The organism is Colwellia ponticola, from assembly GCF_005885605.1.
GTDB classification, from domain to species: domain Bacteria; phylum Pseudomonadota; class Gammaproteobacteria; order Enterobacterales; family Alteromonadaceae; genus Colwellia; species Colwellia ponticola.
In genome coordinates this window covers 131511-146901 of sequence record NZ_SZVP01000004.1, presented here as the reverse complement: position 1 = coordinate 146901, position 15391 = coordinate 131511, and the positions used below count along the sequence as shown (strand labels likewise).

At 38.2% G+C, this 15391-nt stretch carries 9 protein-coding genes; 4 read left to right on the top strand and 5 right to left on the bottom strand.

Features of this window, described 5'->3' with window-relative positions; all coding sequences use genetic code 11:
- The first annotated feature begins 22 nt into the window (after positions 1–22).
- Both FCS21_RS06710 and metH read left to right on the top strand, forming a co-directional pair.
- Positions 23–982: a homoserine O-succinyltransferase gene (locus FCS21_RS06710; RefSeq protein ID WP_138621712.1), complete on the top strand. Its 960-nt coding sequence runs from the start codon at positions 23–25 to the stop codon at positions 980–982.
- 186 nt (positions 983–1168) lie between these two features.
- Entirely contained in the window at positions 1169–4861 is a 3693-nt protein-coding gene (metH, locus tag FCS21_RS06705) for a methionine synthase (RefSeq protein WP_138621710.1), read from the top strand.
- 205 nt (positions 4862–5066) lie between these two features.
- Here metH and hpf read toward each other — a convergent pair whose 3' ends face one another.
- From hpf to radA, 3 genes are all read right to left on the bottom strand, one after another.
- Positions 5067–5402, bottom strand: a complete 336-nt coding sequence (gene hpf / locus FCS21_RS06700; protein ID WP_138621708.1) for a ribosome hibernation-promoting factor, HPF/YfiA family — start codon at positions 5400–5402, stop codon at positions 5067–5069.
- 328 nt (positions 5403–5730) lie between these two features.
- A complete protein-coding gene (locus tag FCS21_RS06695) occupies positions 5731–8046 on the bottom strand; it encodes a S9 family peptidase (protein ID WP_138621706.1) in 2316 nt (771 codons plus the stop codon).
- A gap of 219 nt (positions 8047–8265) precedes the next feature.
- The gene (gene radA, locus FCS21_RS06690; protein WP_138621704.1) at positions 8266–9654 is read right to left on the bottom strand and encodes a DNA repair protein RadA; all 1389 of its coding nucleotides are present in this window, start codon (positions 9652–9654) and stop codon (positions 8266–8268) included.
- A 304-nt stretch (positions 9655–9958) separates the two neighbouring features.
- Here radA and FCS21_RS06685 point away from each other — a divergent pair, with 304 nt between their 5' ends.
- Positions 9959–12460 carry a PilZ domain-containing protein gene (locus FCS21_RS06685; protein ID WP_246047079.1) on the top strand — a complete coding sequence of 834 codons (2502 nt, stop codon included), beginning with the start codon at positions 9959–9961 and terminating at the stop codon, positions 12458–12460.
- Between the two features lie 144 nt (positions 12461–12604).
- Here the strand turns inward: FCS21_RS06685 and serB are convergent, their stop codons facing one another.
- On the bottom strand, positions 12605–13624 hold the full coding sequence (gene serB / locus FCS21_RS06680; protein WP_246047077.1) for a phosphoserine phosphatase SerB: 1020 nt from the start codon (positions 13622–13624) through the stop codon (positions 12605–12607).
- A gap of 103 nt (positions 13625–13727) precedes the next feature.
- Between serB and FCS21_RS06675 the strand changes: the two genes are divergently transcribed.
- Positions 13728–14423, top strand: coding sequence for a hypothetical protein (locus tag FCS21_RS06675; RefSeq protein WP_138621702.1), 696 nt, complete (start codon positions 13728–13730; stop codon positions 14421–14423).
- A gap of 54 nt (positions 14424–14477) precedes the next feature.
- Here the strand turns inward: FCS21_RS06675 and FCS21_RS06670 are convergent, their stop codons facing one another.
- Positions 14478–15365: a TatD family hydrolase gene (locus tag FCS21_RS06670; RefSeq protein ID WP_246047075.1), complete on the bottom strand. Its 888-nt coding sequence runs from the start codon at positions 15363–15365 to the stop codon at positions 14478–14480.
- Between the last annotated feature and the right edge of the window lie 26 nt (positions 15366–15391).

The following is a 15391-nucleotide window of genomic DNA, read 5'->3' as shown; positions in this document are numbered from 1 at the left end:
ACTTTTTTTGTTAGGTAGCGTTATGCCCATTAAAATTCCCGATCAACTACCCGCTCTTTCTATATTAGATAACGAAAATATTTTTGTGATGTCGGAGCACCGCGCCGCTAATCAAGAAATTCGTCCTATGCAAGTAGCTATCTTGAATTTAATGCCTAATAAAATCGAAACAGAAGTACAAATATTACGCATGCTGTCTAATACTCCGCTGCAAATTAATATTGAATTCATTCGTATTCATAAAAATGTTTCCAAAAACACCCCTAAAGAGCATTTAGAGAATTTTTATTATCTGTTTGATGATATAAAACACAAACAATATGATGGCTTGATCATTACCGGAGCGCCTTTGGCACTACTTGATTACACCGAGGTGAGTTATTGGGATAAAATTTGTGAAGTATTTGATTGGGCAGATAAAAATGTCACGTCAACCATGTTTTCATGCTGGGCTGCACATGCGGCTTTATATCACTATTATGGTTTAAATCGCCATTTACGTAAGAAAAAACTCTTTGGTGTTTATTCACATGTGCCGTTAGACAGTAAAGAAGAGCTAACGCGCGGCTTTGATGAACACTTTAATGTGCCACACTCTCGCTATGGCTATATTGAACAAAGCGACTATGAAAGTATTGAAGAAATATCGATATTAGCGCAATCACCTGATGCCGGTGTGTACTTGGCGGCCAGTAAAAATAAACGTCAAGTCTATTTAATTGGTCACCCTGAGTATGATGCGTCTACCTTACATGAAGAGTTTTTACGTGATTGTAAAAAAGACAGTAGCACCTCAATACCCGAGAATTATTATCAAGATAATGATATGAATAATAATCCGGTGGGATCATGGCGTAGTCATGGTAGCTTGCTTTACACCAACTGGCTTAATTATTATGTTTATCAAATGACGCCATATCAGTTAGATGCAAAGCATATGCCTGCGACACTAAAAAAGCTAAACAAAGCTAAACAAAGCTAGACAAAGTTAGACTAAACATTATCAAATAACGCGTTAAATGAATAGGTGGTCGCATTACAGTAGGTTAACGTCATCAATACTTTATACCTAAATAACGCTATATCTCAATAGCGTTATAAGTTAACCCGAATGCGCACTTATTTAATAAACATGTCGAACAAACGAAAAATTGACTTGGATACCACAATGAAAAAACATCCTTCTTTTGCTTTATTCGAACAGCAATTGGCTAAAAATATTCTTATTCTTGATGGTGCCATGGGTACTATGATTCAAGCCTATAAATTTGAAGAGCAAGACTTCAGAGCAGAGCGCTTTGCTGATTGGCATACCGATGTTAAAGGCAATAACGATATGTTAGTGCTTACTCAGCCTGACATTATTAAAGCCATTCACCTTGAATACTTAGAAGCAGGCGCTGATATTCTTGAAACCAACACCTTTAACGCTACTACTATTGCCATGGCTGATTACGACATGCAAGAATATAGCAGTGAGATTAACCGTGCTGCGGCGAAAATAGCGCGTGAAGCCGCGGATGAGTATACTAAGAAGAACCCTGAACGCCCACGTTTTGTTGCCGGTGTGTTAGGGCCAACTAACCGTACTTGCTCTATTTCTCCTGATGTTAACGATCCTGCTTTTCGTAACGTTACTTTTGATGAGCTAAAAGATGCTTATATAGAGTCTACGCTGGCGCTTATTGAAGGTGGCAGTGATATTATTTTAATCGAAACTATTTTCGATACGCTCAATGCTAAAGCGGCTATTTTTGCGGTTGAGACTGTCTTTGAACAGCTAGGTGAACGGTTACCTGTAATGATTTCCGGTACTATTACTGATGCCTCGGGTCGTACGTTATCAGGGCAAACTACTGAAGCTTTCTATAATTCATTGCGTCATGCTAAGCCCGTTTCTTTTGGTTTGAACTGTGCCTTAGGCCCGCTTGAATTACGTCAATATGTTGCTGAGTTAAGCCGAATTTGTGATACCGCGGTATCGGCGCATCCTAATGCAGGTTTACCTAATGCTTTTGGTGAGTATGATTTAATGGCTGATGAAATGAACACTCATGTACAAGAGTGGGCAGAATCTGGCTTTTTAAATATTATTGGCGGCTGTTGTGGTACCACACCTGAACATATTCGCGGTATGGCGCAAAGTGTCGCCAATATTAAACCACGTAAAGTAGAAGAGCGTCCTATTGCTTGTCGCCTATCAGGTTTAGAAGCGCTAACTATTCAAGAAGATAGCTTGTTTGTTAACGTCGGTGAGCGTACTAACGTAACAGGCTCGGCGATGTTTAAACGCTTAATTGTTGAAGAAAAGTACGATGAAGCGATTGCTGTTGCTCTACAGCAAGTAGAAAACGGCGCACAAATTATTGATATCAACATGGATGAAGGCATGTTGGACTCAAAAACCGCCATGGTACGTTTTTTAAACATGATTGCTGGTGAGCCTGATATCGCTAAAGTGCCAATTATGATTGACTCTTCGAAATGGGACATCATTGAAGCGGGATTAAAATGTATTCAAGGTAAAGGAATTGTTAACTCAATCAGCTTAAAAGAAGGCGAAGAAAACTTCCGCCAACAAGCTGAGTTACTTCGTCGTTATGGCGCTGCCGTTATTGTGATGGCGTTTGATGAAGAAGGTCAAGCCGATACGCGTGAACGCAAGTATGAAATTTGTCATCGTGCTTATCATATATTGGTTGATGAAATTGGCTACCCAGCAGAAGATATTATTTTTGATCCTAATATTTTCGCAGTAGCCACAGGCATTGAAGAGCATAACAATTACGCGGTCGACTTTATTGAAGCCGTTGATGATATTAAGAAAAACCTACCCCATGCGATGATTTCAGGCGGTGTATCTAACGTATCTTTTTCATTTAGAGGAAACAACCCTGTTCGCGAAGCCATTCACGCAGTATTTTTATACTATGCCATTAAAAATGGTATGGATATGGGTATTGTTAACGCCGGTCAATTAGCGATTTATTCAGATTTACCTGAGAAGCTAAAAAATGCGGTAGAAGACGTTATTCAAAACAGCGATGACGGCGCCACTGAACGTTTACTTGATATTGCTCAAGAATATCACGGTCAAGCAGGCGGACAAGCTGCTAAAGCAGATTTGTCATGGCGTGAACTACCCATTAACGAACGCTTAGCGCATGCGTTAGTGAAAGGCATTAATGAATTTATTATCGAAGATACTGAAGAAGCGCGACTTGCAGCGACAAAACCTTTAGATGTAATTGAAGGACCATTAATGGATGGGATGAACGTCGTTGGTGATTTATTTGGCGCTGGCGAGATGTTTTTACCTCAAGTAGTCAAGTCAGCTCGGGTAATGAAGCAAGCCGTGGCCCATTTAAACCCTTTCATTGAGGCGGGTAAAACTGAAGCCAGCACTAACGGTAAAGTGTTACTTGCCACGGTAAAAGGTGACGTACACGATATTGGTAAAAATATTGTTGGTGTCGTTCTGCAATGTAATAACTATGAAATTATTGACCTTGGCGTCATGGTTTCTTGTGATGATATTTTACGTGTCGCCAAAGAAGAAAATGTCGATATTATTGGTTTGTCTGGTTTGATCACACCATCGCTTGATGAAATGGTACATGTTGCAAAAGAAATGAAACGTACCGGATTTAAATTACCCTTACTTATTGGTGGTGCTACTACCTCAAAAGCACATACCGCCGTTAAAATTGAACCGCAATATGACGAGCCAGTGGTTTATGTATCAAACGCTTCACGCGCGGTATCAGTGGTCAGTAACTTATTGTCCAAAGAGCATAAAGCAAGATTTCATGAAAGTACCAAAGAAGAATACATACGGGTACGAGAGCGTCATTATAAAAAAGGTCCTCGTTCAAGTTTAGTTAGCCTTGAAGATGCTCGGGCTAATGCCACTAAAATTAGTTTTGAAGAGTACACACCGAAAAAACCGAATAAGTTGGGCGTAACCGTACTGGATAATATTGATTTATCTGAAGTAAGAAAATATATTGATTGGACGCCATTCTTTATGACATGGCAACTATCTGGCAAGTATCCACTGATTTTAAAGCATGAAGTGATTGGCGTTGAAGCAACGAATTTATTTAATGATGCTAATGCCATGCTCGATGATGTTATCAATAATAAAAAAATCTGTGCAAGAGCGGTCTTTGGCTTGTTTCCAGCAAACGCTAAGCAAGATGATATTGTGCTTTATACCGATGAAAGTCGAACAGAACAATTAACGCGCTTACATCAATTACGTCAACAAAGTAAAAAACCAGCAGGGCAGTTTAACCGCTGTTTATCTGATTATATTGCCCCTGTTGATTCAGGCATTGATGATTATATTGGCGCATTTGCGGTGTCAGCTGGTTTTGGCGTTGAAGAGTTAGTTAAAGTGTATGACGCGGATCACGATGCTTATAACTCGATATTACTAAAAGCTGTTGCCGATAGGTTAGCTGAAGCGAGCGCTGAATATTTACATGAAAAAGTACGTAAAGAATACTGGGGTTTTGCACCCGATGAAGATTTAAATAACGACGCGTTAATTCGCGAAAGTTACCAAGGTATTCGTCCTGCGCCGGGTTACCCTGCTTGTCCTGAACATACTGAAAAAGGTTTGATTTGGGAGTTACTTAAGGTGAAAGAAAACATTGATATGGACTTAACCTCAAGCTACGCCATGTGGCCAGGTGCCGCGGTAAGTGGCATGTATTTCTCACACCCTGAGTCTAAATACTTTGCCGTAGCCAAGGTCGCTAAAGATCAAGTGATTGATTATGCCGCACGTAAGGGCATGACCTTAGAACAAGCAGAACGTTGGTTGTCGGCAAACTTAGATTATGAACCAGAATAATCTAAGCTTTTCATAACTGGCTTTACTTAACTGAGTTGAGCTTAAATAAAAAGGCTGTATCATTTTCATGATGCAGCCTTTTTTATTTAAGTAATATATTTAATAGCGATGTAAATTTTTTAATTGGCTATTTTAGTGAATACTAAGCTTTGCTTCTCTTGTTCAGTTAATATCATTGAGTATACGCTAAGCACAGTATGATAAATTAAGTTGCTTGATACATGTCTGTTTGTGGTACAACAAACTTATCGTGGAACTTGGCTGTAAGTATGCCTTTACGACGAGCAAGAGCAACATCTAGTTTTTTAACGACTTTAGCTATTGCGGCATATAATTGTTTGTCGGAAGCATTCACAGTGATTGTCTCTCCTTCATACAATGTTGTTACTTCAAGTTTTTGCAGATGTGGTTCAACGGTGATAGTAGAGTCTATCGTCATGATAGAGGGGTAATGTTTAGAGATTTTTGCAAACTTATTCTCGATAGATTGCTTGATACCTTCGGTTATTTCAACGTGGTGTCCAGAAATATTAATCTTCATAGTTTACCTCTTGTTGTTATCTGTATCTTTACTTGTGTCCTTGTCTTCAATCTCATAATCGACCATAGGTCATAAAAATGCAATAGAAAAGTGGTAGATAAATGAAATTAAATGTAACTATTTTTCAAGCAATTTATTGAACGTTTTAGGCATGAAAAATGCTAGTAAAACAATATGTAAAGCGTTAATTTTTAAGTGGTTGATTAAATTAAAATGATAAACAATAAAGAAAAGGTAAGTGATATCACTTACCTTTTATTATTTATGCTATCTGGCGTTTACTCTCTACTATTTAAGGTTAAGAGTTCATCTTGTGCACTAAGAAGTGTTATTTAAAGTGTCTATCAAAAAAGTTCATAATCGTGGTATTTAAATGTACTTTCACTTTTTTGCCACGCATGCTGTGTTTGCTACCTGGGTAAGTCATTAATTCAAATAGCTTACCTTCATCTTGCAGTGCTTTAATTAACTTCGTGGTGTTAGTAAACAAGACGTTGTCATCAGCCATACCATGATAAATCATCATTGGACCTTGTAAGCCAGATACATAAGGAAAAACACTGCTTTGTTGGTAACCGGCAGCATTTGCTTCAGGGTGATTTAAATAACGCTCTGTGTAGTGGGTATCATAAAGCAGCCAATCCGTTACTGGCGCGCCACTTACGCCGGCTTTGAAATAATGATCAGCAGTAAACATGCTCATTAATGCCATGTAACCGCCATAAGAGTGACCAAAAACGCCAATACGCTCTTTGTCAACATAGGGTAGGGTATGTAAATATTTCACCCCAGTGACTTGATCGGTAACTTCCACTTGGCCAAGCTGTTGATAAATAGGATACTCAAAGGCTGTACCACGATAATTAGAGCCGCGATTATCAAGCTGATAGACAATATAATCTTGTTGCAGCATATATTGTGTCATATCCGCGCCTTGCCAGACGTTTTTTACCAGCTGTGCGTGTGGACCACCATAAACCATAACAATCACGGGATATTTTTTACCAGGTTGCATATTTTTCGGTTTATAGAGTTTGTAATATAAATCAGCTTGTCCGTCATCAGACTTTAATGAACCAAATTCAGGCATCACTAACTCATCATAATAAGGCGCTATAGGGTGTTCTGGTGTTACTTTGTTTTCAGCCAACCAGGTAATATGATCGCCATTAGCAGCATGTAAACTTATTTGTGTTGGCGTTTGTGTGTTTGAAAAACTATCAAGGTAACTGTCGCTGGTAGCACTAAAGCTAATGCTATGAAAGCCATTGCGTTGGCTAATACGTTGGACATTTTCAGGAGATTTACCATTAAGCGGTACTTTATATAAGTGACGCTCAAGCGGCGTATCAGCGCGGCCGGTAAAATAAAGCCAGCCATTTTTTTCATCAACATGAGCCAGTGAGTCTACCACCCATTTACCTTTAGTTAGTTGTGAAATTAACGTCCCATTTAAGTCGTAATGATAAAGGTGCTTGTAGCCGTCACGTTCAGAGGCCCAAATAAAAGTTTTGTTATCACGTAAAAAAGTTAAGTCTTTATGTAAATTAAGCCAATGACTTGACTGTTCTGTTAATAAAGTCTGCTGGCGACGTTTGTTTAGGTTATATGTTTTTAACGTTAAGGTTTTTTGATCGCGACTTTGTAACTGATAAGAAAGATTTTCGCTATCGGGTAACCACTTGACCCGGGGAATATAAATATCTTTGTTGTCACCTAAATCGACAAAGCGAATTTTTTTACCTTTTATGTCAGTAACGGCCAACTGAATATCGACGTTATTAGTGCCGGTTGCTGGGTAACGCTGCTTTATTAGCTCAATTTTTTCGGCGTATATTTCGTTACGAATAACGGTTTGTACAGGGCTTTCATCAACACGTAAAAAAGCAATATGCTGTTCATTGGGAGCCCACCAATAACCCGTCATTCGCGCCATTTCTTCTTGAGCAACAAATTCGCTCATGCCGTTTTTAATAACGCCAGCGCCATCGGTCGTTAATTGACGTTCTTCACCTGAGGCAATGTTGAGTACGTAGATATTTTGCGCTCGAATGTAAGAAACAAAGTTACCTTTAGGTGAGAACTTCACATCGGTTTCAAAGTCAGCGGTATCGGTTAACCGTTTAGCCTTTTTAGTGGTTAAATGATAATAGTAAATATCACCATTAAGCGGGAATAATAAGGCGCTACCATCTTGTGAAAATTGGTACTCTAAGATGCCAACACCAAAAATACGTTGACGTTCACGACGGGCTTTTTCTTCATCAGATAAATCCTCAATGCCACTAAACAGTGCTTGTGAATCAACCAATAGTTTATTTTCTTTACTGGCTAAATTATATTCCCATAAATCGTAACGATTTAAGTCTTCAGTTTTACCTTGTAAATAGGTTACTCGCGTACCATCTGGCGAGAACTTTAATGATTTAGGTGTTTTGCCGTTAAGCGAAGGCGAGCTATAAATACGCGCTATGGTGAGTTGCTTGCTATTTTTTTTAATCGTATTAGTAGATTCAGTCACCTCAACAGCTCCCGTTGTTTCAATAGAATGTGTGGTAATTTTGTCATTACTTGCGTTGACTTGTAGCGGTAAAACGACTGAGTAAGCAAGAACAATAAGGGCTTTTTTAATAGTAAGTTTCATAGGAAAGTTATCGTTATTAGGGTAGATACGGTCAATATAAAGTAGGTGGCTTTACGGCATGGTTAACCGTTATCAATGCTAAACATTAAAGTGACCATTGTCAGTAAAACTTAGCTGTAGTGCAAGTGTTACTAACAATGGTTTTTTACCCGTGCGTCTTTTACGTTAGTTAAAGTAGACACCGTCGTCGGTATTATGGTTCGGTGAGTTTAAGTCTAGCTATGTGATTAACTCAATGAGTTCATGAATCGTTTTTACCGCTTTAATATTAGCACCTAAACCTTCCATGGATTTATGGTAATTACGATAAGGAATATATATGTTGGTAAAACCATGCTGAGCCGCTTCTTTAACGCGCGGTACACCACTGTCTATGGGTCTAACATCGCCGTTTAAACTTAACTCGCCCATAATACAAGTATCACGTGGTATAACAAAGTCGTTTAAACTGCTTAACAGTGCGGATACCAAGGCCAAGTCGATACAGGTTTCAGACTCATCAATTTTAAGACCGCCAACAATATTAAAGAACGTATCGTGAAATATTTTGGTTTTGGTATGCTTGCGTAATATGCCCGTTAACATTTTTATTCTATTCATGTTTAAACCGACACAAACACGTTGTGGAAACTCTGCTTCGGTTTCCGTGGTTAAACATTGAATTTCTAATAAAAGATTGCGGTTACCTTTGCGAATACAAGTAATGGTTGAACCAGGGGATTCGGTACTAGAGCCAGATAAAAATATTTCACTTGGGTTATCAACGCTAAGCATACCGCGCTCACACATTTTAAAAATACCGACAGTGTCTATATCACCAAAGCGGTTTTTGTTTGCTCTAAGCGTACGAATTTGGCCATCATTAGTGTCTATGTGTAGTAGCGCATCAACAATATGTACTAAGGTCTGTGGACCGGCAATCTCATTATTTTTATTAACGTGGGCAATAATAAACATAGTGACATCGTTTTGTTTGCAATATTGAGTAAGTGCTTGTGCGCTACTTTTGACTTGTGAAGGAGAGCCAGGACTACCATTGGCGTTTTCAGTGACTACCGCTTGAATAGAATCGATAACAGCAAATTTAATCTTATGCTTATCTAACTCGTCAATAATGGCCTCAACACTGGTTTCCGCCAATAAAAAAAGATTATCTTCGTTATATTCTAGCTTTAGTCGGTGAACACGATTTTTAAACTGAGAAAGAGATTCTTCTGCCGTACAATAAAGTGAAGCGGTAGCTTGCGACATTCTTGCGACTAAGTCTGATAAAAGTGTTGTTTTACCTGCGCCCGGATCGCCTGAAATGATATTGACCGAGCCAGTTGTTACGCCGCCAGATAAAACCCGGTCAAGCTCACCAATACCCGTTAATTTTTTTTCTGCGTCAGTGGTGGCAATATCATTAATTTTTTTAGAACCACCGCCGGTTAAGCCAGCATAACCACCAGTGTTTGCTGTACGTGAACTGCTGCTTTTACTGCCCGCTTTAGGGATTTTCATTTCGACTAAGGTATTCCAAGCACCGCAACGGCATTGACCTTGCCATTGAGTGAAATTCATTCCGCAATCGGAGCATACAAACTCGACTTTTGCTGTTTTTGCCATGTAGGTTTACCTGCCTTTAAAACGATAATTGAGTGTAGCTAACGGGTTAAGTTTAACTTTGACTAGAGTATTAACGATACGAATCAATAAATGATTAACACCACAACTATTATTTTGCTAACGTTGTTTATGACGTGTTAATACCAAGCTAAATAGTGTGAGATAACAGACTTTATAGAGGTACTTCATAGAGGGGCATAATAATTGCTTGGTTTTTAATAGTAATGTCAGTTAAATTATAATGATTTTTAATTTTTTGTCTAAGCTATTCGTTTAAGCCATTTTTTTAAGTTAAAAAGTTATTATGCAAATATTTGCCATAAGAGAAGTTAATAACAATACTATGGATATAGATTTGAGCAAACACTATGAAATAATTAATAATTTTCGTGGTGAAGTTAATAAAAAAACGTTTGAAGCTAACTTTAATAAAGCCACTGAGCACCTCACCAGAAATGAGCGTTTTTTATTGAAGATGGAGCTAAAGCGCTTAGCCGGAGCTTGTAACCGTACCATTGATTTACGTGGTTTGGTTAATGGTGAATGTCGGTTATTTGACTTTCAAGGTCAATCACATTTTTTAGATGATCTTGCTATTAATACCTTTACAGAAAACGTCGCGATTTATGGCGGTTATACTTTTGGGGTGTACGAAGCGGTAAAAAATGCCAAAAATAGCTTTCGCAATATTTATCAAAATGAACAGCTCACTCCGAACGGGGTGGCCGTTAACAATAGTAAGCCTGCGTTAGAAAAGCTTCAGTATCCTGCTAAATTATATTATGTAGCAAATTATCCTGATCGCATTGAAGAGCGCATGAACTTTGCTATTCCTATTGTGGTTAACGCAGCCACTCAGAAAAAAATGCTAGCAACCAGCATTGACCTGAGCGTTAATGGTCTGAAATTTAAGTTGATCAATGAAATTTACTTATTTAAAGGCGATCGGTTAACGATTACCTTTACCGGTTTAGAGCAAGAGTTTCAGTTTAATAAAGACAGTGTTTTTACCTTTGAAGTTAAAAATGTATTACGTGATTTAGGTACCCAGCTTGTAGGTTGTCAGCGTATCGATATTGCTGATAACGATAGCTTTGAACGGTTTTTAAAGAACTATATACAAGGTAATAAGCGCCGTTATAAAATCAATTTAGATAATAGTTTAGTGGCATTGGAAACAAGAAGTTATGAGCAATATGCCTTAGTTAAATTAAATGAATTGATCGTTTTTATGCAAAGCACACCAGGCGATAGTAAAAAAACTTCACCTCGTTATGCACTGACAACTAAAAATAATCAAAAGCTCTACCAGTATTGGCAAGATGATAAAAGCCGTTCTACATTACCTTATTTACTTAATGCCGAGCGCCTTGAACGCTTACGCGCACTGCAAAAGCAGCACAGGAACTTATTAGTTTTCAGTTTTATTCATCAACATAAAGGGCATAAATTTTTTTACACCATAGATGAAGAGCAGGTCCAACACGATATCGTTTTTTTCAAGCAATTTTTAGCCTTTGCAGCCAGTAAAGCTAGTTTTGCTATTACCGCGTTAACATCTTGCTCACTCGATCCAGACAGTGCTTACTCTCCTTTTACGGTATCTAGCGCTATTACTAAAAAACAAGATTATTTAAACCCACCATTGACCGATGAAGTAACGGCTATTTTAGCAACGTTACCTTATGCTGTTAGCGTCATTGATGTTACCACGACCAGTGATATTAACGATTATAAAAGGCTTAGCTATCAAGGGATTGATCTTAAACGCCTGAAAAGCTTTGGCCACAAATATACTCATCATGAAAATAGCGTTGATGAAATAGCGTTAAGCTATGGTCATCAACGCCAGGAAGTTCGCTTTAAATACAAGACGCCAACTATTATTGAGTGCGAATCTTTTAGCTGGACAGGTTTATCGGAAGATTTTTCTGTTTCGGGCTTGAAAGTTGATTTAGAAAGTCCTAGCACTTTAGTAAACGGAGATATTGTTTATTTAAGTTTCCCTAAGTTACAGAAAATCACCTCTACTTTTGATTTAAAACACTTACCCTATAAAGTAATAAAGCTCAGTAAAGATAAAACCCTAGTTCACTTACGAGTGTCGGTTAAGTCGCATCAACATATTGGTCGTTCTTTTTTTAAACTGTTAATCGATAAAAATAGGAATAAATTAACACCAGATGAATATGCCATGCTAACACCAGGTTTATCGGGCGCATTACGGACCTTGTATGGGGTTAATATGGCAATACCTACGGCAATAGTGCAGTCAAGTGGCAGTCGCTATAAAGTAGAAAAGTTAGTGGTTGGTGAGCACAGTGAGCAAAGTCATAAAAACTTATTATCAGTGATGTTGCGTTTAAGTGATCGCCAAGGCTATTATAATTTATATCCGTTGTTAGGTAATTTACCACTGAGTGACTTAGTTGCTCAACAGATGAAAAAGTTGTTACCCAATGATACTGCCGTTAATGAGTTGGTATACATTGCGATTGATTCGAGCAGCGCCGACATCGATAAGTCAGTCACGATAAAGCAAGCCAGTACACTCGTTAGTACTGAGCAAAAGCAGCACTTTATTAAAGAGGCTTTAGCGCAAGGTGATTTTTATAGCATAGCGTTAAAATTATCACGAAGAAATGAAGCAAGTATCGAGCACTTGAGCCCTGAATTAGATTATATAAGTGCTTATGCGATACACAGAGGCAAGCAACTTGAGCAAGAGATATACAGTGTTGCTGGCTGTGTACAGTTAATTGATGTGACGCAAGAAACCTTACTACGCTATAGGTTGACTCGCTAGGTTCACCTTTACTAGGAAGATTACTAGGAGGGGGGAAGTTATACCAGTAACCTAATGCCACACCTAATGCCAGTAGTCATATTACTTGGCATTAGGTGTGGCTAGATCACCGTAACTTGATGGTAGCGCTAAATAAAGGCTACGCTAAGCTAACCAGTGTAATAAGCAGTCTAAGCCTTGCACGTTAATACTACTATCAGCTTGTGCTAATACAATAGGTTTAGCATGAAAAGCCACGCCAAAACTTGCTGCTGCCATCATGATTAAATCGTTAGCACCGTCACCCATAGCCACGGTTTGGTTAGCAGGTATTTGATACTTTTCACTTAAAATAGCTAGAGAGTCAGCTTTTACTTGCGCATCGACTACATCACCTAATACTTTACCAGTAAGTTTGCCATCAATAATTTCAAGAGTATTGGCAAAGGCAGCATCTAACTGTAACGTTTCTTTTAAGTGATCGGCAAAATAAGTAAAACCACCTGAAGCAATAGCAATACGCCAATTATGTTTTTTTAGTTCAATAATCAGTGGCTTTAAGCCAATCATCAATGGAATGTTTTTTGCTACTTCAGCTAATATACTTTCTGGGGAATTAGCTAAAGTTGCCACGCGTTGATGTAAACTTTGCGCAAAATCGAGCTCACCTAACATTGCACGTTCGGTTACTTGCGCAACCTCATCACCGACACCTGCTAGTTTAGCTATTTCATCAATACACTCTATTTCTATTGTGGTTGAGTCCATATCCATCACTAATAAACCAGGTTGATTTAAGCAGGGGACTTGCTTTACTAAGGCCGCTTCAATGTTATGTGTTAAACAAAAATCAGCCAGTGCTTTACGTGCCTTAATAAAATCACTACAGCTAACTTCAAAGCGATAACTGGTTTGTTTATTTCGATGGTTAATGGCTATTAATGCCAATATATTAAGCGCAACATCTGTTTGTAGTGCAAGTAGTTGAGTGATAGTGAGTTGATCAAAAACAACTAACGTTATTGGCGCTTTAGTAGTCATAGGTTGTTGACTATCAGCTAAGGTAAGTGCCTGTTCAGACAGGTTAAAGCTAACAGGTAATTGCTTATTATTGATGTATTGTGCTGCGTGTTGGGCTAGGTACTTTTCAAGGGATAAGGGTAATATATTGGCGATAGAAGACACGTTAACTCTCTTGGCTATGTTATAAAAATAATAAACTTCACATCAGTTGATAATCTAACTATAGTGATACTATTGATAGGCTAAAATATTTACCAGTGTTTTTATGAAGCAAACCGAACAGTCTTTATACCCTAAATTATCATCGATTTATAATAAAATACTGCAATTAGCGAGTGCAATTTTAATTATTATCGTATTGATGGGGATATTGCAGGCTACTAGAAATAAAAATGCCGATAATTTAACTGCGCATTTTAATTACATTGCTAAGCAACAACTACAGCAGGCTATAGTTGGCGTTGCTGTAATTCTTGAGCAATCACATCAAAATAAAGCGATACAAGAAGCATTTTTACAACGCTATTTGGACGGTTTAACTCAAGTTAATTTTGTTAAGCAGGCTCATTTATATGATGCAACTGGGTTATTGCTAGTATCGAGCACATCGGTTGAGAAAAACAAGCAAGGTTATGCCCTTGCAAGTGCTAACGCTAAGAGCATTAATGATCTTTATGGTATTTCTCCCTACCAACGTAACGTAACTGATACCTTAACGCCTTTTGTAGATGAAATACGTTATACGGACTCAAGTAACCATCAACTACATGGCTACCTTCGCTTCACGATAGAGCAATCTTATTTAACCGATATTTTAGCTAAAGCTGATCAAGAACAGCAGGATTTACAGCGCCTAATGCTACTTTTAGCTGGTTTAGTCGGCTTTTTACTCACCCGTGGTTTAAATCGTTTTAGCAGGCGAGGTTATCGTTTAGCGCCTAAAGAAGAAAATGTTGTTTAACGAGTTTTAACATTGTTATTTAAACTAAGTCATGGCTGCTGATATAAATAACAATTATGTGAAGAAAAGCTGCGCTATATTACGCTCAAGTTGTTGTGCTATTTGCTCTGCACTTTCAGCGCGTATTGTTACTAATACCTCAAATATTTTAATAAGGTTCACTGGTGAGTTAACAGGTAAGGTCACGTTTTCTGCTCCTTGCTTTACCCCTTGAGTCGTTGACTCAGAGTAGGGCGAAATCGCGTTACTTAGTACTTCCTTACTCAGCGGCATCGATGGTGCGTCTGTCTCTATGACTAAACTTTCTAAAGGCAAGCGCTTAACCGTATTGATAGTTTTTTTAGCGCGAGAATAAGTAATCGTACTACCAATACCGAGTTTAAAACCTAAATCTATATAAGACATTGCTTGCTGGTAACTACCAGAAAAACCGTGAATAACCCCCGCTTTAGCTAACTTATACCTTCTTAAAAATGGCATTATTTTATCGTGCGACTGTCGGTGATGTACTATCACAGGTAAATTTTGTTGTTTAGCGAGGTTGAGCTGATAATCAAAAAAATGTTGTTGATGTGCCCAATTTTCTTCAGTAGTTTGCCCATGGGTTGGTGCATTTTTTGCTATTGCGCCATCTAGACCAATTTCCCCAATAGCAACAATCTCATGTCTTGACTTATCTACTAGTGCTGATAATTGTGCTAGATGATCGTTATCTAACGCTTGTAAAAACCACGGGTGAATACCTAAACAAGGGTAAATCTTAATGGGGTTACTGTGGTACTCTTTAGCTAAGTTAAGTACCTCAGTGAACTTATTAGGAGCAATTGTCGGAACAATAATGCGGTTAATAGCAAGTTGTTGGCATTGCGCTAACAATAAAGGCAGTTGCTCAGTAAAAGCACTATCATCAAGATGGCAATGGCTATCACTAAATTGCATCATTGCCTCCGTTGATGGTGATTTATGTT

What these genes read in the sequence shown, in the direction of transcription:
- FCS21_RS06710 (WP_138621712.1), top strand. Translation starts at nt 23, where the DNA reads ATGCCCATTAAAATTCCCGATCAACTACCCGCTCTTTCTATATTAGAT.
- metH (WP_138621710.1), top strand. Translation starts at nt 1,169, where the DNA reads ATGAAAAAACATCCTTCTTTTGCTTTATTCGAACAGCAATTGGCTAAA.
- hpf (WP_138621708.1), bottom strand. Translation starts at nt 5,402, where the DNA reads ATGAAGATTAATATTTCTGGACACCACGTTGAAATAACCGAAGGTATC.
- FCS21_RS06695 (WP_138621706.1), bottom strand. Translation starts at nt 8,046, where the DNA reads ATGAAACTTACTATTAAAAAAGCCCTTATTGTTCTTGCTTACTCAGTC.
- radA (WP_138621704.1), bottom strand. Translation starts at nt 9,654, where the DNA reads ATGGCAAAAACAGCAAAAGTCGAGTTTGTATGCTCCGATTGCGGAATG.
- FCS21_RS06685 (WP_246047079.1), top strand. Translation starts at nt 9,959, where the DNA reads ATGCAAATATTTGCCATAAGAGAAGTTAATAACAATACTATGGATATA.
- FCS21_RS06675 (WP_138621702.1), top strand. Translation starts at nt 13,728, where the DNA reads ATGAAGCAAACCGAACAGTCTTTATACCCTAAATTATCATCGATTTAT.
- FCS21_RS06670 (WP_246047075.1), bottom strand. Translation starts at nt 15,365, where the DNA reads ATGATGCAATTTAGTGATAGCCATTGCCATCTTGATGATAGTGCTTTT.